This is a genomic window from Vibrio sp. 10N.286.51.B11 (genome assembly GCF_041469245.1).
GTDB classification, from domain to species: Bacteria; Pseudomonadota; Gammaproteobacteria; order Enterobacterales; family Vibrionaceae; genus Vibrio; species Vibrio crassostreae_C.
Genome location: NZ_JBFRKI010000026.1, coordinates 55,601 through 76,184 on the forward strand (window position 1 = coordinate 55,601; position 20,584 = coordinate 76,184).

The 20,584-nt window shown below is 45.6% G+C and carries 20 protein-coding genes and 1 other RNA gene; 7 read left to right on the forward strand and 14 right to left on the reverse strand.

All coding sequences use genetic code 11. The annotated features are described in order from the left end of the window. Positions 1–14: 14 nt before the first annotated feature. The 5 genes from AB4154_RS13545 to rsmI all read right to left on the reverse strand — a co-directional run bounded on the left by AB4154_RS13545 (position 15) and on the right by rsmI (position 4,770). Positions 15–1,772: a penicillin-binding transpeptidase domain-containing protein gene (locus AB4154_RS13545; protein WP_372123305.1), complete on the reverse strand. Its 1,758-nt coding sequence runs from the start codon at positions 1,770–1,772 to the stop codon at positions 15–17. Beyond that, the gene (gene ftsL, locus AB4154_RS13550) at positions 1,769–2,086 is read right to left on the reverse strand and encodes a cell division protein FtsL (RefSeq protein ID WP_017062901.1); all 318 of its coding nucleotides are present in this window, start codon (positions 2,084–2,086) and stop codon (positions 1,769–1,771) included. The genes AB4154_RS13545 and ftsL overlap by 4 nt, the downstream gene beginning before the upstream one ends. Before the next feature lie 3 nt (positions 2,087–2,089). Continuing rightward, a complete protein-coding gene (rsmH, locus tag AB4154_RS13555; RefSeq protein ID WP_008223680.1) occupies positions 2,090–3,040 on the reverse strand; it encodes a 16S rRNA (cytosine(1402)-N(4))-methyltransferase RsmH in 951 nt (316 codons plus the stop codon). Positions 3,041–3,268: 228 nt separating this feature from the next. Then, an RNA gene (rnpB, locus tag AB4154_RS13560) (RNase P RNA component class A) lies at positions 3,269–3,708 on the reverse strand. Between the two features lie 195 nt (positions 3,709–3,903). Beyond that, entirely contained in the window at positions 3,904–4,770 is an 867-nt protein-coding gene (rsmI, locus tag AB4154_RS13565) for a 16S rRNA (cytidine(1402)-2'-O)-methyltransferase (protein WP_086714228.1), read from the reverse strand. A gap of 61 nt (positions 4,771–4,831) precedes the next feature. Between rsmI and AB4154_RS13570 the strand changes: the two genes are divergently transcribed. Genes AB4154_RS13570 through AB4154_RS13585 form a run of 4 tightly spaced genes read left to right on the forward strand, consistent with a single transcriptional unit; the run spans position 4,832 to position 8,249 of the window. Then, positions 4,832–6,649: a penicillin-binding protein activator gene (locus AB4154_RS13570; RefSeq protein ID WP_372123306.1), complete on the forward strand. Its 1,818-nt coding sequence runs from the start codon at positions 4,832–4,834 to the stop codon at positions 6,647–6,649. Then, entirely contained in the window at positions 6,636–7,034 is a 399-nt protein-coding gene (locus tag AB4154_RS13575; protein WP_017059277.1) for a YraN family protein, read from the forward strand. The genes AB4154_RS13570 and AB4154_RS13575 overlap by 14 nt, the downstream gene beginning before the upstream one ends. 2 nt (positions 7,035–7,036) lie before the next feature. Further along, positions 7,037–7,627, forward strand: a complete 591-nt coding sequence (locus AB4154_RS13580) for a phosphoheptose isomerase (RefSeq protein ID WP_004729817.1) — start codon at positions 7,037–7,039, stop codon at positions 7,625–7,627. A gap of 16 nt (positions 7,628–7,643) precedes the next feature. Next, positions 7,644–8,249, forward strand: coding sequence for a BON domain-containing protein (locus AB4154_RS13585; protein ID WP_017062905.1), 606 nt, complete (start codon positions 7,644–7,646; stop codon positions 8,247–8,249). A gap of 254 nt (positions 8,250–8,503) precedes the next feature. Here AB4154_RS13585 and sspB read toward each other — a convergent pair whose 3' ends face one another. The 8 genes from sspB to zapE all read right to left on the reverse strand — a co-directional run bounded on the left by sspB (position 8,504) and on the right by zapE (position 14,843). Continuing rightward, positions 8,504–8,998, reverse strand: a complete 495-nt coding sequence (gene sspB / locus AB4154_RS13590; RefSeq protein ID WP_372123308.1) for a ClpXP protease specificity-enhancing factor — start codon at positions 8,996–8,998, stop codon at positions 8,504–8,506. Positions 8,999–9,004: 6 nt separating this feature from the next. Next, positions 9,005–9,640 (reverse strand): stringent starvation protein SspA, encoded by a 636-nt coding sequence (gene sspA / locus AB4154_RS13595; RefSeq protein ID WP_009848943.1) that lies wholly within the window; start codon positions 9,638–9,640, stop codon positions 9,005–9,007. 97 nt (positions 9,641–9,737) lie between these two features. Further along, a complete protein-coding gene (locus AB4154_RS13600; RefSeq protein WP_017061436.1) occupies positions 9,738–10,475 on the reverse strand; it encodes a cytochrome c1 in 738 nt (245 codons plus the stop codon). Further along, a complete protein-coding gene (locus tag AB4154_RS13605; protein WP_017061435.1) occupies positions 10,472–11,737 on the reverse strand; it encodes a cytochrome bc complex cytochrome b subunit in 1,266 nt (421 codons plus the stop codon). Before AB4154_RS13605 ends, AB4154_RS13600 begins: the two co-directional genes overlap by 4 nt. After that, on the reverse strand, positions 11,737–12,327 hold the full coding sequence (gene petA / locus AB4154_RS13610; protein ID WP_017061434.1) for a ubiquinol-cytochrome c reductase iron-sulfur subunit: 591 nt from the start codon (positions 12,325–12,327) through the stop codon (positions 11,737–11,739). The genes AB4154_RS13605 and petA overlap by 1 nt, the downstream gene beginning before the upstream one ends. Positions 12,328–12,657: 330 nt before the next feature. Beyond that, complete coding sequence (gene rpsI, locus AB4154_RS13615; protein WP_004740758.1) at positions 12,658–13,050, reverse strand: 30S ribosomal protein S9; 393 nt, start codon at positions 13,048–13,050, stop codon at positions 12,658–12,660. A gap of 13 nt (positions 13,051–13,063) precedes the next feature. Further along, positions 13,064–13,492 carry a 50S ribosomal protein L13 gene (gene rplM / locus AB4154_RS13620; RefSeq protein ID WP_010434689.1) on the reverse strand — a complete coding sequence of 143 codons (429 nt, stop codon included), beginning with the start codon at positions 13,490–13,492 and terminating at the stop codon, positions 13,064–13,066. Between the two features lie 247 nt (positions 13,493–13,739). After that, a complete protein-coding gene (gene zapE, locus AB4154_RS13625) occupies positions 13,740–14,843 on the reverse strand; it encodes a cell division protein ZapE (protein WP_017061433.1) in 1,104 nt (367 codons plus the stop codon). 219 nt (positions 14,844–15,062) lie between these two features. Here zapE and zapG point away from each other — a divergent pair, with 219 nt between their 5' ends. The 3 genes from zapG (at position 15,063) to degS (ending at position 18,223) form a co-directional block, all read left to right on the forward strand. Further along, positions 15,063–15,518 carry a Z-ring associated protein ZapG gene (gene zapG, locus AB4154_RS13630; RefSeq protein ID WP_017061432.1) on the forward strand — a complete coding sequence of 152 codons (456 nt, stop codon included), beginning with the start codon at positions 15,063–15,065 and terminating at the stop codon, positions 15,516–15,518. Between the two features lie 126 nt (positions 15,519–15,644). Next, positions 15,645–17,000 carry a Do family serine endopeptidase gene (locus tag AB4154_RS13635; RefSeq protein WP_017061431.1) on the forward strand — a complete coding sequence of 452 codons (1,356 nt, stop codon included), beginning with the start codon at positions 15,645–15,647 and terminating at the stop codon, positions 16,998–17,000. A 158-nt stretch (positions 17,001–17,158) separates the two neighbouring features. Next, positions 17,159–18,223 (forward strand): outer membrane-stress sensor serine endopeptidase DegS, encoded by a 1,065-nt coding sequence (gene degS / locus AB4154_RS13640; RefSeq protein ID WP_017061430.1) that lies wholly within the window; start codon positions 17,159–17,161, stop codon positions 18,221–18,223. Between the two features lie 102 nt (positions 18,224–18,325). Here the strand turns inward: degS and parC are convergent, their stop codons facing one another. Further along, positions 18,326–20,584, reverse strand: coding sequence for a DNA topoisomerase IV subunit A (gene parC / locus AB4154_RS13645; protein WP_017067236.1), 2,259 nt, complete (start codon positions 20,582–20,584; stop codon positions 18,326–18,328).

Below are 20,584 nucleotides of genomic sequence, written 5' to 3' on the forward strand. Positions count from 1 at the left end.
AATCCTGATTAACTCTATTCTTGAAACTTATTTTCATCAGCAGGGACGTTCATTATTTGCAGTGCACCCTTCATGATTTCAGAAAAAACGGGGGCTGCGACTGAACCACCATAGTAAAGGTCACCTTGAGGTTCATTGATCATCACAACCAAAGAGACTCTTGGGTCACTCACTGGAGCAACACCTGCGGTATAGGCGAAGTACTCGTCTCCATAACCACCGGAAATCGCTTTTCTAGATGTACCTGTTTTTGCTGCTACTCGGTAACCCGGCACGGCAGCTCTTGTCGCTGTACCGCCCTTTTGGGTTACGCCTTCTAGCATGTTCAAAACCAGTTCAGCATTTTCGCGCTTGATGATCTGTTTTGAGAAATCTTGGTCGTTGCTTTTAACGATATGGATAGGTTCGTAAACACCGTGATTCGCTAACGTCGCATAGGCATGAGCCAATTGCAGCGGAGTAATCGCTAGACCATAACCAAAGGATAAGGTAGCGATTTCAAACTTAGACCAGCGTCGACGGTTCGGGAAAATACCCGCGGTCTCACCGACTAGATTCAGCCCAGACATCTCGCCAAGACCAACAGAACTGTACATGCCCAGTAGCGCTTCAAGTGGCATATCCAGTGCTAACTTCGCCACACCGATGTTACTCGACTTCTTAAGGATTAACGCCAAGTCTGCCTTACCAACTTTGGAAGTATCACGTACACGGCTACCACCGATTTGCATGATGCCGTTACCCGTATCAATTACAGTATCAGCATCCGCGGTACCATTTTCGAGAGCGGCAAGAACAACAAACGGCTTAACCGTCGAACCTGGCTCAAAAGCATCGGTGATCACGCGGTTACGCATCTTAAAGCTTTGTAAATCAGCACGATTGTTTGGGTTGTAAGACGGTGCGTTAACCATGGCCAAAACCGCACCCGTTTTTACGTCTAATAAGATGGCAGATCCAGACGTCGCCTTGTGATCGGCTACCGCCTGTTTAATCGCTCGATAAGCGATGGCTTGTAAGCGCTGATCGATGGTCAATTCGAGTGGTTTACCTTCTTCACGCTCTTCTAGTGCAATGTTTTCAACTACTCGCCCGTAACGGTCTTTACGGATTGTACGTTTACCTGCTTCACCCGTGAGCCACTTATCGTAGCTGCGCTCGACACCTTCTAGGCCGTGTCCATCAATTCCGGTCACACCAATAAGATGCGCGCTGACTTCACCGGCTGGGTAATAACGACGTGATTCTGCTTTAAGACCAATACCCACCAGCTTTAAGTCGCGGATGTATTTCGCCATTGCTGGGCTAACTTGTCTTTGTAGGTAGATAAAACGACGAGATTTGTCGCTGGAGATCTTGTTGATCATCGATTGTCGATCTAAGCCAAGTACATCAGCTAGCGCATACCAACGATCAATTTGGGCCATGCCATTTTTATCGAAGATGGTTTTCGGGTCAGCCCATACCGCCTCAACAGGCACACTGACGGCAAGTGGTTCGCCATTGCGGTCTGAAATAATACCGCGGGCAGAAGGAATAGCCTTAACACGTACAGAACGAAGGTCGCCCTGACGAATTAAGTTATCTGGTTCAATGACTTGGATGTAAGCCACACGACCTACTAGTACAGAAAAGGCAACCAACACAAAAGCAATAACGACGTTGAAACGCCATTTAATCAGAATTGGATCCGAGTCCTTTTCGCTCTTCACTCGCTCTTTCGTTGGTTTCTTAACGGCTTTCGCGGGGGCTTTTTCCTTTTTTCCGGTCATTTCAGTGTGATCACAACTTCTTTGTCGGAGTCTGGACGTTTCATGTCTAGCTCTCGTTTTGCCGATGCTTGAACGCGGCTATGTTCAGCCAGAGCCGTCTCTTCAAGCATTAAATTTCGCCATTCATTATCAAGCTGTTCACGCTCACTCAATGCCATGTCTTTTTGCGTGATTGCCTGACGTGACATGTGTGTCGTGAGAACGACCCCCATCGCGCTCGCGAAGATACAGATAAGCAACACCAATGGGACTTTACCCACGGAGATCAAATCAAAAAATATTATCTTGGCTAAGTTAGGCTTGGAGGTCTTCATTGACTATAGCTTTTCTGCGATTCGTAATACTGAGCTACGTGAACGAGTGTTCTCATCCACTTCGCCTTTCGATGGTTTTATCGCTTTGCCTACCGGCTTAAGATCAGCACTGCCTAGTGCTTTGATCTGCTCTTCAGTTAAAGGGAGACCGTGAGGCACTTGTGGGCCTTGGCTCTCTTTACGAATAAAGCGCTTCACCATGCGGTCTTCAAGTGAGTGGAAGCTGATAACAGACAGGCGACCTTCTGGAGCAAGAATGCTTGCTGCGCCTTTTAGTGCCGTATCGATCTCTTCCAGTTCACTGTTAATGTAGATACGGAAGGCTTGGAAAGCACGTGTTGCTGGGTGCTTTTTCTCTTTGAAACTTTTTGGTGCGACATCAGAGATAAGCTTAGCCAACTGACCAGTACGAGTTAATGGCTCATTCTCTTCGTTTTCTTGATAAGCAATGATGCCTTTTGCGATACGACGGGCGTGCTTGTCTTCACCAAACTCACGAATCACCCAAGTGATGTCATCAAGATCCGCTTCTAGTAGCCACTGAGATACAGGGATACCCGAAGTTGGGTCCATACGCATATCTAGTGGGCCATCTTTCATGAAACTGAAGCCACGTTCAGCGTCATCAAGTTGTGGTGAAGAAACACCTAAATCCAGAAGAACGCCGTCTACTTTACCCACTAAATCATAACGCTCTGCGTATTCAGCCATGCCTGAGAAAGGACCGTGGATGATAGTAAAGCGAGGGTCATCAATTTTTTGCGCTTCTGCAATCGCTTGTGGATCGCGGTCGATACTAAATAGTCGTCCATTCTCGCCCAGTTTAGACAGGATTGTACGGCTGTGACCACCACGGCCAAAAGTACCATCGATGTAGGTACCGTCAGGTTTGATCGCAAGTCCGTCAATAGATTCGTTAAGCAATACTGAAATATGTTTGAATGCTTCTGTCATAGTCTTCTCAGTGAGTGGATTGAGCCATTAGTTCGGCAATAATTTGTTCTGTTAACGTTTTAGTGTACTGATTTCACGCTGTATCTCCACCATATTGTGTACAGGCTTTGGGAATTTTTGACCCAAGCTCATACCAAGGTGACGGATTTTAAGGAAATCTAAATAATTTACGTCAATATAAAGCAAAAAACCCATCACTACCGTTAAGTAATGATGGGTTCTTTATATAGGTGGAGTTGACACATACGCCGGGTTCTGTTCCGCTTGCGCGGCGGTAACCATTCGTCTAGGCCTGCAATCGCTCACAGGCTCAAGCAATCTACCCGCCCCCATACGCGAGCAACGCAATGTGAGGGCCTATTTGATCTTGCTCCGGGTGGAGTTTACCTTGCTACGAACTGTTACCAGTCGCACGGTGCGCTCTTACCGCACCCTTTCAGCCTTACCTGTGCCCCTTCCGAAGAAATGAGGCCATCGGCGGTCTTCTCTCTGCTGCACTTGTCGTGGGCTCGCGCCCCCCAGACGTTATCTGGCACCCTGCTCTATGGAGCCCGGACGTTCCTCCCCTCTGCCAGTCTCCCGAAGGACTTCAACGTCAGTTTCCCGAAGGACCTCAACGTCAGTCTCCCGAAGGACATCAGCAAAGCAGCGATTACCCGTTCAACTCCGAGGGCGGATTGTATAGAGATTAGAGTGCAGTGTCTAGCGAGATCACAAATATGCTGCAAACCGCTAAGTAAACGCATGAATTTCACACAATCCAGACAAAAAAAGAGGAATGAAGGGACGACCTTCATTCCTCACAAGCTTTAAAATAGCACTCTAGCGACTTATACACTGAGCAGCTATTTATCTATTCAGCGTTAACCATCTAGGTGCTCAAGGCCCCACTTGTACAGCGCGTTCTTTTTCAGATTGTAGATTTCAGCTGTCATTGCCGCCGCTTTTTTAAGAGGTAACTCTTTAGTTAGGATACCCAGAGTACGAGTCGCTTCGTCTGGCAGTTCTGTGCTCGCTTCTTCACGATGACCATGAATCAGTAACACCATCTCACCGCGCTTACGGTTCGCGTCTTCTTCAATCCACTCAATAAGTTCACCAAGTGGCAGCCCTTGGATGGTTTCGAAGGTTTTGGTTAGCTCACGCGCCAATACAACCTCACGGTCAGGGCCAAGAATCTCGAGCATATCTTGTAGAGAATCTGAAATACGGTGTGGTGATTCATAGAAGATGCATGTGCGCTCTGCCTTTGCGATCTCTAAGAACTTGTCTTTACGACCTTTGCTCTTTGGTGGCAAGAAGCCCTCAAAACTGAAACGATCTGACGGTAAACCAGACGCACTCAACGCGGTAATCACAGCACAAGCACCAGGAAGTGGCACAACTCTCACACCCGCTTGACGACATTGTGAGACAAGATGGTAACCTGGGTCACTAATTAAAGGAGTACCCGCATCAGAGACTAATGCGATAGACTGACCTTCTAATAACCTTTCGACTAGAACTTGCGCTTTAGTTTGTTCATTATGATCATGTAAAGCGAACGTTCTGGTTGATATATTGAAGTGAGCAAGCAGCTTACCCGTGTGGCGTGTGTCTTCGGCTGCAATAACATCGACACTTGATAAAATTTCAATTGCTCTTTGAGTGATATCTCCCAAATTTCCGATTGGGGTTGGCACAATGTAGAGAGTTGGGCTCTCTGTGAGCAAGGTTTTGTTATCTGTCATTTGTTTACCATCACTTCAACGATTAATATAGATACAAATTTATACGGAATTTAAAGAACTCATGGCAACGATGAACCATAAGAGACTCAGTGTACCACGCTTACTAACTCCAATTGCATTAGCAATTACATTGGCGGCTTGTTCTTCAGGTCCTCAAGCACCAACGAGCGTTGATATTACACTAGATCCAGCGCAATCAACTGAAAGTTACATGATGCAAGCGGATAGTAGCAAAGGAAGTCTACAAAACGACTGGTTAATCATGGCGCTTAAGGCTTCTGTGCAAGCTGGAAAAACCGATCAAGCAACTCTGCTTATTAAACGCTTAGCAAAACAAGAGCTGAGCGAAACGCAACAAGCGGAATGGCAATTAGCTCGCGCTCAACTGTTGGTGAATAACTCGCAGCCTGAACAAGCTTATAGCCAACTGAACTTCCAGCCTTGGTGGAAACTTCCGAACGAGCAGTGGAAAGATTATCACGAGCTACGCGCGAACATTTCTGAAATGCAAAGCGAGTATTTTGAAGCAAGCCGTGAGTTAGTTCTTTATTCAGAATATCTAGACGCTGACGACGAGCTCCAACAACAAGCTGCTGACCGTATTTGGCAGAACCTAAATAGCTACTCTCAATATGAGATTCTAGAGCTTAAGACGTCGCCTACAGAAGACGTTCTTGCAGGTTGGTTACAGCTGGCGATTTACATGAAGACGCTGAATTCAAACCTTCCAAACCTGCAGGAAACCCTGTCTGATTGGCTAGCAGAGAATTCTCAGCACCCAGCAGCGACATACACACCTCAGGCGATCACTGACGTCTTGGCACTAGAGATCAGCAAGCCAACCAGCACTGCACTATTACTGCCTCTAACCGGTAAGTACGGCAAGCAAGCACAACTTGTGCGTGACGGTTTCATCTTTGCGATGATGAACGACAAAGAACGCGAAGAAGATGCAACGCTGACAGTAATGGATACCAACGTGCAAAGTGCTGCTGAGATTAAAGCGACACTGGAAGAGAACAACGTTGATTTCATTGTGGGTCCGCTGATCAAGAGCAACATTACTAAGCTTCAGCAAGCGCAGAAAAACCACGAGAATTCGATTCCAGCTTTAGCTCTGAACATTCCAACGCAACTAGAACCTGATACCAATATTTGCTATCTCGCTCTATCGCCTGAACAAGAAGTTGCTCAGGCAGCGAAACACCTATTTGCTCAAGGCTACAAGTATCCGCTTATCCTTGCGCCAAGAGGACGTTTAGGTGAGCGTGTTGAGCAAGCGTTTAAAGAAGAGTGGAAAAAATACAGCAGCAACGATGTGGCTATCAGCTTGTTCTCTGACAAACGCCAACTGCAACGTAATGTGAATCAGGTATTTGGCTTGCAAGAGAGCCAACAACGTATCGCTCAAATGGATGGGTTACTGAACCTAGACCTAGAAACAGAGCCACGCAGCCGTCGTGATATCGATTCTGTCTACATTGTGGCTAAGAACTCAGAGCTAACGCTAATCAAACCCTTCATTGAAGTTGCAATTAACCCTGATGCTAGCCAGCCCGCTCTTTTCTCAAACTCACGCAGCAACAGCGGTGATAAGCAGTATGAAGACCTAACCGGCGTGTTCTACAGCGACATCCCACTATTGGTTGAGAACAAAAACGAGCTTAATAAAGAGCTAAACGACCTATGGCCTGCACACTCAAACGGCCAAAAGCGTCTGCAAGCACTGGGAATGGATGCATACTACCTAATGGATGCACTGCCACAGATGAAAGCCGTACAGGGTTACAGCATTCCAGGTGAAACGGGTGTGCTAACCATCGATAACAACTGTGTGGTTCAACGTGAAATCAGCTGGGCAGAGCATGGGGCTTTTTAGCCGAAAGTTCCTATCCAAACCAACCATCACCCACAAACAAGTGGGTGATAAATACGAGGCCGTGGCAAAATCTTATCTGATTAACCACGGTTTATCGTTAATAGAAGAAAACTTCATAGCAAAATGTGGCGAGATTGATCTTATAATGCGCCATAACAATACGGTTGTGTTTGCTGAGGTAAAATACCGCAAGCAAACCCGCTACGGACATGCCGCTGAAATGGTGACTGCCAAGAAGTCACAGAAACTGCTCAAAACAGCCAATGTTTGGCTTATGCAGCAAGGCTTGTCGGTGCACTCTACAGATTTCAGGTTTGATATTGTTGCCATTGAAGGGCCGAATGACACTATCGACTGGATTCAAAACGCGATTACCCAAGGATAAACATGCTAGACAGCATTAAAGAAAGTTTCACAGAAAGTATTCAAATCCAAATTGCGGCTGCAGAAGCTCTGCCTGACGCAATCACGCATGCCGCTCAAGCAATGGTTGCGACCTTGCTTAACGGAAACAAAATTCTTTGTTGTGGTAATGGTGGTTCGGCGTCGAATGCTCAGCAATTTGTATCGTGCCTACTCAACCGGTTTGAAACAGAGCGCCCTAGCCTTCCAGCAATGGCACTCACAGCAGACAACACCACGCTAACGGCTGTGGCTAACGACTACCACTATGAAGAGATCTTCTCTAAGCAGGTGCGTGCATTCGGTCAAACTGGCGATATTCTGTTGGCTATCTCGACTAGCGGTAACAGCAAGAACATCATCAAGGCAATGGAAGCGGCGGTAACTCGCGACATGACCATCATCGCCTTTACCGGTAAAGATGGTGGTGAGATGGCAGGTTTGCTTGGTGAACACGATGTAGAGATTCGTATCCCGTCACACCGTACAGCGCGCATTCATGAAGTACACATGGTGACACTGCACTGCCTATGTGACCTAATCGATCAAGTACTCTTCCCTGCCCACGAAGAGTGATATACGGAGCATCACAATGAAATCATTAACCTCTATGAGGCTGTTTAAGCTGATTAATGTTTCGCTACTTACACTGTCTCTGTCTGGTTGTGCTGGCATTTTCATTGCTGGTGCTGCAACTACTGCAAACCTAGTCACAGATACGCGAACAACCAAAGAGATTTGGAACGACAACAACATCGAATTTGAAGTTGCAGCGATTACCAATAAACAACCATTCCGTGGCAATGTACGTGTCACCGCAAGCTCATACCGAGGTTCAGTGGTGTTGATGGGGCAAGCAACCACAGATTCAGAACGTCGCGCTTTTGAAAACCAAGCCAAAGAAGTGGCTGGCGTTGAGAGCATCCACAATCAAGTTCGAGTGAAAGAACCTTTGTCTGTAAGTGCTATCAGTAAAGACAGCTGGATTACCACTAAGGTGAAATCAGCTCTGCTTGCGAATGCTGAGCTTAACGGCATCAAAGTAAAAGTGATTACTGAGGATTCAGAAGTATTCCTACTTGGACTCGTGACTCGAGAGCATGCCGATATCGCGACAGAAGTTGCGCGTAACATATCTGGCGTAAAACAGGTTATTCGAGCGTTTGAATACGGTGAAGAAGAGACGGCTGTTAACTAGCCGTAAGCCAGTCAACTAAATGCGATATAGCAGAAAAGAAAAAGCAGCGACGAGTCGCTGCTTTTTTATTTGGTTCGTTATCTAATACCAATCGTAGTAAATAATCTATCATTCTAGCTTGTTAAAAATTTCGATAACTGCGTTAGAATTTTTGATTGTAGAATAACTACTTATCAAAAAATTCCGCCTTGCTCTCAAGCTTTTTTCCTGCGCTATTTCTGATCACTTACTTACTGTGATTGGTATAACTAACGTTATTTGATAACACGAAGGCTTGGGCGACCTTTCGCTGGACGAGGTGGCTCAGGATCTGAGTCAGGCTCTTCAGCATCTACGTCTGCCGTTGCAACGCTCAAAGATGGGCCTTTTTCTGGTTCTTCAAAAGGACTTTCTTCAATCCCTTCTTCAAACGCTTCCATGTAAGCCTCTTCAGGTTCAAACATGGTACCAGCACCATTTTCACGAGCATAAATCGCTTGTACTGCGTAAAGCGGAACGATCACAGAGTGTGGACGACCACTAAAGCGAGCACTAAACGTCACAGCTTCGTTACCCAGTTCAAGTTGTCCAACCGCACGAGGCGCGATGTTCAGAATGATCTGACCATCTTGAACAAACTCTTCTGGAACTCGCACACCCGATAATGTTGCTTCAACAACAAGGTGTGGAGTTAGTTCGTTATCAACCAGCCACTCATAAAATGCACGAAGCATGTATGGTCGGCGTGGAGTCATATTAGAAATATCCATAAACGCTTAGCGAACGAGTCGCATCTCACGCTCAGCTTCAGTTAGAGAAGCTAGGAATGAATCACGTTCGAATACGCGGTTCATGTAAATCTTAAGCTCTTTAGAACCAGGACCAATTAGTTCGATACCAAGCTCAGGTAAACGCCATAATAGCGGAGCTAGGTAACAATCAATTAGGCTAAACTCTTCGCTCATGAAGTATTCATACTCAGCGAAGATAGGAGCAAGAGTCAGTAGGTCGTTGCGCAGTTTAACGCGAGCTGCTTCAGATTCTTCAGCGTTGCCTTTAACGATCTTCTCTGCAACTGAATACCAGTTACGCTCAATGCGGTACATCATTAGACGGCTGTTACCACGAGCAACCGGGTATACAGGCATCAACGGTGGGTGAGGGAAACGCTCATCTAGGTATTCCATGATGATCTTCGAGTCATATAGAGCAAGCTCACGATCAACAAGAGTAGGTACTGATTTGTACGGGTTCAGTTCAACAAGCTCTGCTGGTAGATTTTTTTCATCAACCAACTCAACTTCAACACTTACGCCTTTTTCAGCAAGAACGATGCGCACCTGATGGCTATACATATCAGAAGCACTTGAGAAAAGAGTCATTACAGAACGTTTATTGGCAGCTACAGCCATGGAGCCCTCCAGTACACTTTAAATAAAAACAATGGAGGCCTAAAGCCTCCATTGAACATTAACATAATTTGGGAATTAGCACGGTATTATAGCACAATTAGTGCACATCACGCCAATACTCTTTCTTCAGCAAAATCACGATGATAGTGAAGATTACTAAGAAGGCCATTACCCACCAACCCATAGCGTGACGCTCAAGTTGAACTGGGTCGCCCGAGTAAACCAAAAAGTTAACAAGGTCACGAACTGCTTCGTCGTATTCACCAGCACTTAATTCGCCAGAGCCGTCAGTCTCAGTGCCAACAACAACCGTCACTTCCTCGCCATCTACCATATGAGTATCGTAGATTGGTGTTGGGATACCTTGCAGTTCTTCAAGAACGTGCGGCATACCAACGCTTGGGAAAACAATGTTGTTCACGCCAAATGGACGAGACGGATCTTCATAGAAAGTACGAAGGTAAGTGTACAGCCAGTCTGCGCCACGAACACGAGCAACCAATGTTAGGTCTGGTGGCGGAGCACCAAACCAACTTGCCGCTTGATCAGAAGGCATAGCATTAACCATCAAGTCACCGATTTTCGCTTCAGGGTCGAAAATCAGATTTTCCTTCATAAGATCAACGGGGATCTCTAAATCATTCGCAACACGTTCATAGCGCTGGTACTGCGTTGAGTGACAAGCGAAACAGTAGTTCATGAACATCTTAGCGCCATTTTGCAATGAAGCTTTGTCTGTTAAATCATTGTTCGCTTTGTCTAATGGTACGTTTGCACCCGCTGCCATCACCAGTGACGGCAACATAGCAAATAAAATTACAATCCACTTTTTCATTTGAATGTCACCCTTTCTGGTAATGGTTTCGTCGCTTCATTTTTACTGTAGAACCACAGTAGAACGAAGAACATGAAGTAACCTAAGCTAAAGATTTGAGCCAGTAGCGTGTATGTTGGCGTTGCTGGAAGCGCACCAAGTACACCAAGCGCAATAAAGCTTATTGTGAATTGGATGATGTTAATCAAATGCAGTTTGCTACGGTAACGGTAAGAACGCACTTTACAACGGTCGAACCATGGTAGTAGGAATAGCACAACAATAGATGCGCCCATTGCTACAACACCTAGCAACTTATCAGGAACAGCACGCAGAATTGCGTAAAACGGCGTGAAGTACCATACCGGAGCGATGTGCTCTGGTGTTTTCAGTGGGTTAGCAGCTTCAAAGTTTGGCGGCTCAAGGAAGAATCCACCCATCTCTGGGTTAAAGAACAGCACATAACAGAAGAAGAATAGGAAACCGGCCACACCAACCATATCTTTCACGGTCCCGTATGGGTGGAAAGGAATAGAGTCAATGATGTCGTATTTCTTAGTGTAATCCTTGTGGAATGGGAACTGCGTTTTGTAGTCGTCGCCCATTGTGCCTTTAGGAAGTTTCGTCTCAATACCGTCTGGGTTGTTCGAACCCACTTCGTGCAGTGCTAGTACGTGAAGTACGATAAGCAGCAGAAGTACAATTGGTAGAGCGATAACGTGCAGTGCGAAGAAACGGTTCAGCGTTGCACCAGAGATGATGTAGTCACCACGGATCCAAAGCGTTAGGTCATCACCGATAACAGGGATCGCACCAAACAGAGAAATGATTACCTGAGCACCCCAGTAAGACATTTGACCCCATGGTAGTAGGTAACCCATGAAAGCCTCAGCCATAAGCACTAAGAAGATCAACATACCGAAGATCCAAAGTAGCTCACGAGGCTTTTGGTAAGAACCATAGATTAGGCCACGGAACATGTGCAGGTAGATAACAACGAAGAATGCCGAAGCACCTGTTGAGTGCATGTAACGTAGTAGCCAACCGTATTCCACATCACGCATGATGTATTCAACAGAAGCAAATGCACCCTCACCTGACGGTACGTAGTTCATTGTTAGCCAAATACCCGTAAGGATTTGGTTAACCAATACCAACATTGCCAAAGAACCGAAAAGGTACCAAAAGTTAAAGTTCTTAGGCATTGGGTATTCAGATAAATGCTTTTTATACGCATTCATCGCGGGTAGACGTTTCTCTACCCAATCAAGCAATCCTTGCATTACGCGTCTCCCTCGTCCACACCGATCATGATCTTAGTGTCACTCAAATACATATGCTTTGGTACAACAAGATTCAATGGAGCTGGTACGCCTTGGAATACTCGACCTGCCATATCAAACTTTGAACCATGACAAGGACAGAAGAAACCAGACTTAACACCCTGAACTTGTTCTGCAAAAGAATCCGGCAGGTAAGTTGGAGAACAACCTAAGTGCGTACAGAAACCAACAGCAACGAAGAATTCCGGCTTAATTGAACGGAACTCGTTCTGTGCGTATTCTGGTTGTTGTTCAGCTTCAGATTGAGGGTCACGAAGTTGACCACCGATCGATTTTAGGTTTTCTAGTACCGACTCAGCACGGCGTACAACCCATACAGGTTTACCTTGCCACTCGACACGAACCATTTGTCCCGGTTCTAACTTACTGACTTCCACTTCCACCGGCGCGCCCGCAGCTTTCGCCTTGGCACTCGGATTCCATGATTTAATAAAAGGCACGGCTACAGCAGCTGCTCCTAAACCACCAACAACGGCTGTTGTTGCGGTTAAGAAACGCCTGCGACCGTTATTTAAAGGCGCGTTGCTCATCCAAACATTCTCCCATTTGCTCCTTGTGGATTGAAATAATTCCGATTAAAGAGCATGGCTAACAAAATATGTATTTAGTTCTATTTATTGACGGCAAATGATAAATAAAACCCTACTTTTTGACAAGATAAAGCTACCTTTTTGTAACAATCATGAGGCAAAGCGCACATTGGGTTACAAAAGCTTTCAAAATATAAGAATTTGGAAATAAAACGAGGAAGGGAAAGCGTTTAGAGGGGGTATAAAAACAAAAAGCCCGGCATATAGCCGAGCTTTGAACCACAATTCCAGTCGTAAAACTGGGGGCGTGTACTTTTTCGTAAAGAAAAATTAACGCTTAGAGAATTGAGGTTTACGACGTGCTTTACGTAGACCAACTTTCTTACGTTCAACGCAACGAGCGTCACGAGTAACGTAGCCAGCTGCACGTAGAGCAGGACGTAGAGTTTCATCGTACTCCATAAGAGCGCGAGTGATACCGTGGCGGATTGCGCCAGCTTGACCAGAAATACCACCACCAGAAACAGTGATGTAAAGGTCAAGTTTCTCAGTTAGTTCAACTAGCTCAAGAGGTTGCTTAACAACCATACGAGAAGTTGGACGACCGAAGTAAACATCAAGGCTACGCTTGTTGATTACGATCTCACCAGAGCCTGGTTTGATGAAAACACGAGCTGCTGAGCTTTTGCGACGACCAGTGCCGTAGTATTGATTCTCTGCCATTTTCATAATCCCCTTAGATGTCTAGTACTTGTGGCTGTTGAGCAACATGGTTGTGCTCAGTACCAGCGTACACTTTAAGCTTACGGTACATCGCGCGGCCTAGAGGACCACGTGGAAGCATACCTTTAACTGCTAGTTCTAGAACCATTTCTGGTTTCTTAGCAATTAGCTTTTCAAAAGTGATAGTTTTAAGACCACCTGGGAACTCTGAGTGACGGTAGTAAACCTTACCCTTAGCTTTGTTACCAGTTACAGCAACTTTCTCAGCGTTAACAACGATGATGTAATCACCAGTGTCTACGTGAGGAGTGTATTCTGCTTTGTGCTTGCCGCGTAGGCGAGAAGCGATTTCACTTGCTAGACGGCCAAGAGTTTTGCCTTCAGCGTCTACAACATACCAGTCGCGTTTTACAGTTTCTGGTTTAGCAACGAAAGTTTTCATGCTAATAATTACCTATTTAAAAAATTTACACTTAAGGAATACTCGCGTATTCCCACTGTCTAAGAGTTACCATTCATCACCCCTTCGAGTGTTGGAAAACTCTTGGCATAACGTGATTTTACTCATCGCTAGAGGCCCGCAGTAACGGTAGGTCGCAGGATTATAGAGAAGAGCGAAGAAAAAATCACCTCTTTTTGAACAAAATCACGATTTTTTTAATTCTATTTCTTATTCGAGATAATCAAAGCTAACTTAAGTGTTCTTTTGCCAAATATTCATGGCTCTGCATTTCAATTAAACGCGACTGACAACGTTTAAATTCAAACTCTAGCTGACCATGGGTGTATAGCTTTTCTAGCTCCACTTCCGCTGAAATAATCAGCTTCACATTGCGCTCGTAGAACTCATCAACTAATGCAATGAAGCGCCTCGCAGCGTCATCTGAAGTCGCGCCCATTTGCAATACATCCGCCAATAGAACTGTGTGATAAACCCGAGACAACTCAATATAGTCGTTCTGGCTACGAGCCGACTGACAAAGCTGAGCAAAGGTACCATGCAGTACGCCATCACTCGCTTCGACTACATCTAATTGACGGTGGTTAACCTCTATCTGCTTAAGCTTCTCTTTATCTTCACCAACGAGCTGAGCGTAATACTTTTCGAGATTAATATTCGCTTGGCTATCTAGCGGGTAATGGTAAATCTCAGCCTGTTCTAAGGTACGTAGACGATAGTCAATACCACTATCGACATTAAGGATATGACAGTTGTCTTGAATGAGCTTGATGGCAGGTAAGAAACGCGCTCGCTGTAACCCGTTGCGATACAGATCCGCAGGTGGAATATTAGAGGTCGCAACCAAGATAGCGTTTCGAGCGAATAACTCTTGGAACAAGGTTCCTAGGATCATCGCATCGGTGATGTCTGAAACAAAGAATTCGTCGAAACAGATAATGTCCGCTTCTTCCTTCAACTTGTCTGCGACTAAAGGCAATGGATCACTCACATTACCTAGCGCCTTTAGCTCATCATGAACTCGATACATAAAGCGGTGAAAGTGAACACGCATTTTTTTAGTGGTCGGTAAGGCATCATAGAACGTATCCATTAGGTACGTTTTTCCTCGCCCTACGCCACCCCAAAAATAGAGACCTTTCGGTGGTTGTGGCAGTTCTGGCTTTTTGCCTAGTAATTTCTGGAAGCGAGTCAGTTGAGGAATGGGCGTATTCATGTAATCTTGAAATTGATGAAAGAGTTCATCTAAAGATTTTACGGCTTGCTCTTGTGCTGGATCTCTTTGAAATCCATGTTCTTTTATATCTTGTTCGTATTTTTTAATGGGATTCATGACGACATTTCCACAATGAAAGCAATATCAGACAACAACTAAAAATGAGCCCAAACAGTACGAGGAATAACGTGATGTGGTGAATAATGCAGCATCAAACTGCTAACTAGCGCACACGCATTTCTCTTTATACTGCGGCTTTCTCATAGTACCATGGAGCCGTATCACGTGTAACTAAGTAGTAACAAACATGTTAAAAAACAATAATAAGGAGCTGTTATGCCTTGGATGTATGCCGTTGCCGGTTTACTAGTCGGAGTTATTTTAGGGGTCGCTATTTCTCGTCTCATGACACCTGAATACAAAAAACAAAAGAACGTACAGAAAGAATTGGATAGCGCAAAGTTTGCCCTTGAGCAGCAGCGACAAGAGCTGGCTGATCACTTTGCGAAATCAGCAGAAATGTTGGACACATTAGGTAAAGACTACACAAAACTGTACCAACACATGGAAAAAACAAGCTCAGAGCTGATTCCTAACCTGCCAGAGCAAGATAACCCGTTTGTGAAAACAGCCGCTGCCCATTCGGACAAGCCACAAGAGAAGCCTTCAGTAAAAGAGGCGACACTTGAGGAACAACCGAAAGATTACGCTAATGGCGCAACCGGTTTATTTACAGAGCAGAAGAAAGAAATCATGAATGCTCCCGATGTTGTTACAGCAAAAGCATCGTAAACATTTAACACTTCTGTGAACTTTACAAAGGTTTTTGAGTCATAACTTTCACTCAGGTCATTTGAAACTTATCATACTTATTAAACGTATAAGAGGGTTAAGACCTTAACTAGAGAGGAGTTTATGATGAAAAAACCTTTGCTTGCTTTATCAGTGCTAACTTTAAGCTTAAGTTCAATCATCACCCCCATTAAAGCAACAGCCGCACTGCCATTAAGTGTGGGTAATGAACAATTACCGAGCCTTGCTCCTATGCTTGAACAAGTGACCCCCGCTGTGGTTAGTATTGCCGTAGAAGGCAAACAGGTACAACGTCAGCAAATCCCTGAACAATTTCAATTCTTTTTTGGTCCAGAACAAACACGAGAGCGTCCCTTCCGCGGATTAGGCTCTGGTGTCATCATTGACGCCGAGAAAGGTCATATCGTGACCAATTACCATGTCATTAATGGTGCGGACGATATCAAAGTAAAACTGCATGATGGTCGAGAGTACGATGCTGAGCTAATCGGCGGCGACCAGATGTCTGATATCGCACTGCTAAAATTAGAAGAAGCCAAAAACCTGACCCAGATAAAAGTCGCAGACTCAGACAAACTAAGAGTTGGTGATTTTAGTGTCGCGATCGGTAACCCATTCGGACTTGGGCAAACCGTGACATCCGGTATTGTTTCTGCACTCGGCCGTAGCGGCCTGAATCTAGAAAACTTTGAAAACTTCATTCAAACCGATGCAGCAATCAACAGCGGCAACTCTGGTGGTGCGCTAGTGAACCTTAACGGTGAGCTAATTGGTATCAACACCGCCATTCTTGGCCCTAACGGAGGTAATGTCGGTATCGGCTTTGCAATCCCTTCTAATATGATGACAAACCTGACAGAACAAATTCTCGACTTCGGTGAAGTAAAACGCGGCATGCTTGGCGTTCAAGGCGGAGAAGTGACCTCTGAATTGGCAGAAGCACTCGGTTATGAATCAAGCAAGGGCGCCTTTGTTAGCCAAATCGTCCCTGACAGCGCAGCCGATAAAGCAGGACTGAAAGCGGGCGATATTATTGTCTCTATTAATGGCAAACGCATTGATACCTTCAGCGAGTTAAGAGCTAAGGTCGCAACACTCGGCGCTGGTAAGCAGATTGAACTGGGTGTGGTTCGTGACGGTAAGAGCAAAACCTTTGATGTGACGCTTGGTGAATCCACCAATAATAAAACACAAGCTGAGAAGCTCCATGAAGGACTAGCTGGTGCTGAGTTAACCAACACAACAGAGAGTGACTCTGCAACGGGCGTCAAGGTATCGAATGTTGCTCAAGGTTCACCAGCCGAAGCCTATCAACTCCTGAAAGATGACATCATCATCGGAGTAAACCGCCAGCCCGTTAAGAACCTTGCTGAGTTTAGAGAGATTCTTGAAAAACAACCTGGTGTACTGGCGCTTAATATCCAGCGAGGCGACCGAACTATCTATCTTGTGATTCGATAGTCTTACGTCAGCGCAATTACAGGGAGGCTCAGTAAGTTTGCTTTAAACTTACTCAGTCTCCCTTTTCTTTAGATCAATCAAAATGCTATGCTTCACTTGTAATCAAATCAGTCATCCATTGATGGAGGCTTCACACCTTACTTGTTGAAGAGGGAAACATGCTGTCCTTTCTATTTCGTTCTATTTCCCTTGGACTCGTTTCAGCGGCGCTTATTCTTCTCGCCTTCCCGAGCTTAAGACCAGCGATTGTCGCTGACGTCACTAGCCCTAAAGTCGATAATATTGGCTCTCTTCAGATTTCATTTAACCAAGCAGTTCGCCGCGCGGCGCCTGCAGTGGTTAACATTTATAGCCGTAAATACGCTGAAAGCGATCGAAACAAACTGCTCACACAAGGTTTGGGCTCTGGGGTGATTGTTAGCGAGAAAGGCTACATCATTACCAACTTCCATGTGGTGGCTCAAGCAGACCAAATAGTTGTGGCACTTCAAGATGGCCGAGTAGCAGCTGCGCAACTTGTCGGTTCAGACAAACGCACCGATATCGCGATACTTAGAGTCAGCGGTGATAATCTACCGGTGATCCCACTCAATCCTAATTACAAAGCCAATGTCGGTGATGTTGTACTGGCTATCGGTAACCCATACAACCTAGGTCAAACAACAACCTTTGGTATCATCTCTGCAACCGGCCGTTCTTCGATCAGTGCCGATGGCCATCAAGCCTTTATCCAGACCGATGCGGCAATCAATGAAGGTAACTCAGGTGGCGCACTGGTGAACTCACAAGGTGAGCTAGTCGGTATCAATACCGCCTCTTTCCAGCAAGCTACCGACATGGAAACCTATGGGATCTCATTCGCTATCCCCTATCCGCTTGCTAATAAAATCATGGAAAAGATCATCGCCGATGGTCGTGTGATTCGTGGCTATATTGGTATCGATGGACAAGACATCAACTCAGTCACCTCACGCATGTTGGGTACTAAGAATATCGGCGGGATCGTTGTGTTGGGGATAGACCCTAATGGTCCGGCTGCCGATGCGGGTTTTGAAGCTCAAGACATTATTGTCAGTATCAACGATAACCAAGTAAATGGTCGCCAGAGTGTAATGGACATCGTTACCGACCTGCGACCTGGTACAGTTATCGATGTGGGTATATTGCGCCAAGGTGAAAGCAAAACCTTAAAGGTGACCATCGCCGAAGATACTCGCCTGTAGAGCAAACTCTGTAAGCAATGATTCAAGCTGCTAATACACAAGTACAAAAAACCCAGCTCATAGGCTGGGTTTTCTTTTATCTAAAGATTGTTTCAAGTATCTCTACGATTCACTTTGCTCTTCGATATCGATGCGAGTCACTCGCTGTAGTCCTCTAGGCAGTAGACCACCACGACGACCACGTTCACCACGGAAGTTTTCAAGATCCGCAGGTTTCAAACCAAGCTTACGTTTACCGGCGTAGATAGTCAGCGTCGCATTCTCTGGGATAGCCATAAGATGTGAGACAAACTCTTCACGCTCTTTTGCTTTCGCAGAAGGGATGTTGATGATCTTGTTGCCTTTACCTTTGCTCAGCTGAGGGAGATCTTTAATCGGGAACAACAACATACGACCTTGGTTAGTAATCGCCAAAATCTGATTACTGTCCAAGTCAGCAATAGGGCTTGGCATCATCACTTCAGAAGCTTGTGGCAAGTTAACCAAGGCTTTACCGCTCTTGTTCTTGGACAGCAGATCGCTACCCTTACAAACAAAACCATAACCTGCATCAGAACCGACTAACCATAATTGTTCATTCTCTCCCATCACCACTTGGCGAATAGAAGTACCTGGGCTGACGTTCAAGCGGCCTGTAATTGGCTCACCTTGGCTTCGCGCCGACGGTAATGAATGTGACTCAAGGGAGTAGCTTCGACCATCACTGCCGAGGAACACCGCTTGCTGGTTACTCTTACCCTTAGCACTCGCTAAGAATTTATCACCCGATTTGTAGTTCAAACCTTCAGCGTCAACTTCATGCCCCTTGGCATGACGAATCCAACCTTTCTCAGACAACACAACCGTGATTGGTTCGCTTGGTACTAAGTCGCGCTCTGTTAGCGCTTTCGCTTCAGCGCGCTCAATCAGAGGTGAACGACGATCATCGCCGTATTTATCCGCATCTGCTTGGATTTCTTTCTTGATCAGCGTATTCAAGCGACGCTCTGAACCGAGTAGCTTTTCAAGCTTCTCACGTTCAGCTTCAAGCTCTTCTTGTTCCGCTCGGATTTTAAACTCTTCTAACTTAGCTAAGTTACGAAGTTTAATATCAAGAATCGCATTGGCTTGAATTTCAGAAATGTTGAAACGGCTCATTAGGACAGGACATGGTTCGTCTTCTGTACGAATGATCTCAATCACTTCATCGATATTAAGATAAGCAGCAAGCAAACCTTCTAAGATGTGCAAGCGTGCCAGTACTTTATCTAAACGGTACTGCAAACGACGGCGAACCGTTGTGCGACGGAACTCGATCCACTCTTTCAGGATTTGAACTAAGCCTTTAACTTGAGGACGATTATCTAAACCAATCATGTTCAAGTTAACGCGGAAGTTTTTCTCTAGATCCGTCGACGCGAACAGGTGACTCATCAATTGGTCACAGTCGATACGATTCGAACGAGGAACGACAACGATACGCGTTGGGTTCTCGTGATCCGATTCATCTCGCAAGTCGTCAACCATTGGCAGCTTCTTAGCGCGCATCTGGTTAGCGATTTGCTCAAGTAACTTCGCACCTGACACTTGATGAGGTAAAGCCGTGATAACAATATCAGAGCCTTCCTTGTGCCAAACCGCGCGCATCTTGATGCTGCCACGTCCAGTACGGTAGATCTTTTCGATGTCCGATTTCGGGGAGATAATCTCAGCTTCAGTCGGGTAATCTGGACCTTGAATGAAACCCATCACGTCTGAAAGCTCAGACTTAGGCGTATCAATTAGGTGAATGGCTGCATTAGCGACTTCACGCACGTTGTGTGGTGGAATATCGGTCGCCATACCTACCGCGATACCTGTAATACCGTTAAGTAGGATATGAGGCAAACGAGCTGGCAACATTTGAGGCTCTTTCATCGTGCCATCAAAGTTTGGTTGCCAGTCAACAGTGCCTTGACCTAGTTCACCTAGAAGAACCTCAGCAAACTTAGATAATTTGGCTTCGGTATAACGCATCGCAGCGAACGATTTCGGATCATCAGGAGCACCCCAGTTACCTTGACCATCTACCAATGGGTAGCGGTAAGAGAAAGGCTGCGCCATCAATACCATCGCTTCGTAACAAGCAGAGTCACCATGTGGGTGATACTTACCTAATACGTCACCAACGGTACGTGCTGATTTTTTGTATTTCGATGCAGCCGATAAGCCTAGCTCAGACATCGCGTAGATAATACGACGCTGTACTGGCTTCAAGCCATCACCGATATACGGCAATGCACGATCCATGATCACGTACATTGAGTAATTTAAGTAGGCATCTTCGGTGAACTTGCGCATTGGCAGCTGTTCAACGCCATCATATGTAATTTCGTTAGACAT

Coding starts and splice junctions, on each gene's coding strand:
- AB4154_RS13545 (WP_372123305.1), bottom strand. CDS start 1,772: ATGACCGGAAAAAAGGAAAAAGCCCCCGCGAAAGCCGTTAAGAAACCA.
- ftsL (WP_017062901.1), bottom strand. CDS start 2,086: ATGAAGACCTCCAAGCCTAACTTAGCCAAGATAATATTTTTTGATTTG.
- rsmH (WP_008223680.1), bottom strand. CDS start 3,040: ATGACAGAAGCATTCAAACATATTTCAGTATTGCTTAACGAATCTATT.
- rsmI (WP_086714228.1), bottom strand. CDS start 4,770: ATGACAGATAACAAAACCTTGCTCACAGAGAGCCCAACTCTCTACATT.
- AB4154_RS13570 (WP_372123306.1), top strand. CDS start 4,832: ATGGCAACGATGAACCATAAGAGACTCAGTGTACCACGCTTACTAACT.
- AB4154_RS13575 (WP_017059277.1), top strand. CDS start 6,636: ATGGGGCTTTTTAGCCGAAAGTTCCTATCCAAACCAACCATCACCCAC.
- AB4154_RS13580 (WP_004729817.1), top strand. CDS start 7,037: ATGCTAGACAGCATTAAAGAAAGTTTCACAGAAAGTATTCAAATCCAA.
- AB4154_RS13585 (WP_017062905.1), top strand. CDS start 7,644: ATGAAATCATTAACCTCTATGAGGCTGTTTAAGCTGATTAATGTTTCG.
- sspB (WP_372123308.1), bottom strand. CDS start 8,998: ATGGATATTTCTAATATGACTCCACGCCGACCATACATGCTTCGTGCA.
- sspA (WP_009848943.1), bottom strand. CDS start 9,640: ATGGCTGTAGCTGCCAATAAACGTTCTGTAATGACTCTTTTCTCAAGT.
- AB4154_RS13600 (WP_017061436.1), bottom strand. CDS start 10,475: ATGAAAAAGTGGATTGTAATTTTATTTGCTATGTTGCCGTCACTGGTG.
- AB4154_RS13605 (WP_017061435.1), bottom strand. CDS start 11,737: ATGCAAGGATTGCTTGATTGGGTAGAGAAACGTCTACCCGCGATGAAT.
- petA (WP_017061434.1), bottom strand. CDS start 12,327: ATGAGCAACGCGCCTTTAAATAACGGTCGCAGGCGTTTCTTAACCGCA.
- rpsI (WP_004740758.1), bottom strand. CDS start 13,050: ATGGCAGAGAATCAATACTACGGCACTGGTCGTCGCAAAAGCTCAGCA.
- rplM (WP_010434689.1), bottom strand. CDS start 13,492: ATGAAAACTTTCGTTGCTAAACCAGAAACTGTAAAACGCGACTGGTAT.
- zapE (WP_017061433.1), bottom strand. CDS start 14,843: ATGAATCCCATTAAAAAATACGAACAAGATATAAAAGAACATGGATTT.
- zapG (WP_017061432.1), top strand. CDS start 15,063: ATGCCTTGGATGTATGCCGTTGCCGGTTTACTAGTCGGAGTTATTTTA.
- AB4154_RS13635 (WP_017061431.1), top strand. CDS start 15,645: ATGAAAAAACCTTTGCTTGCTTTATCAGTGCTAACTTTAAGCTTAAGT.
- degS (WP_017061430.1), top strand. CDS start 17,159: ATGCTGTCCTTTCTATTTCGTTCTATTTCCCTTGGACTCGTTTCAGCG.
- parC (WP_017067236.1), bottom strand. CDS start 20,584: ATGTCTAACGAAATTACATATGATGGCGTTGAACAGCTGCCAATGCGC.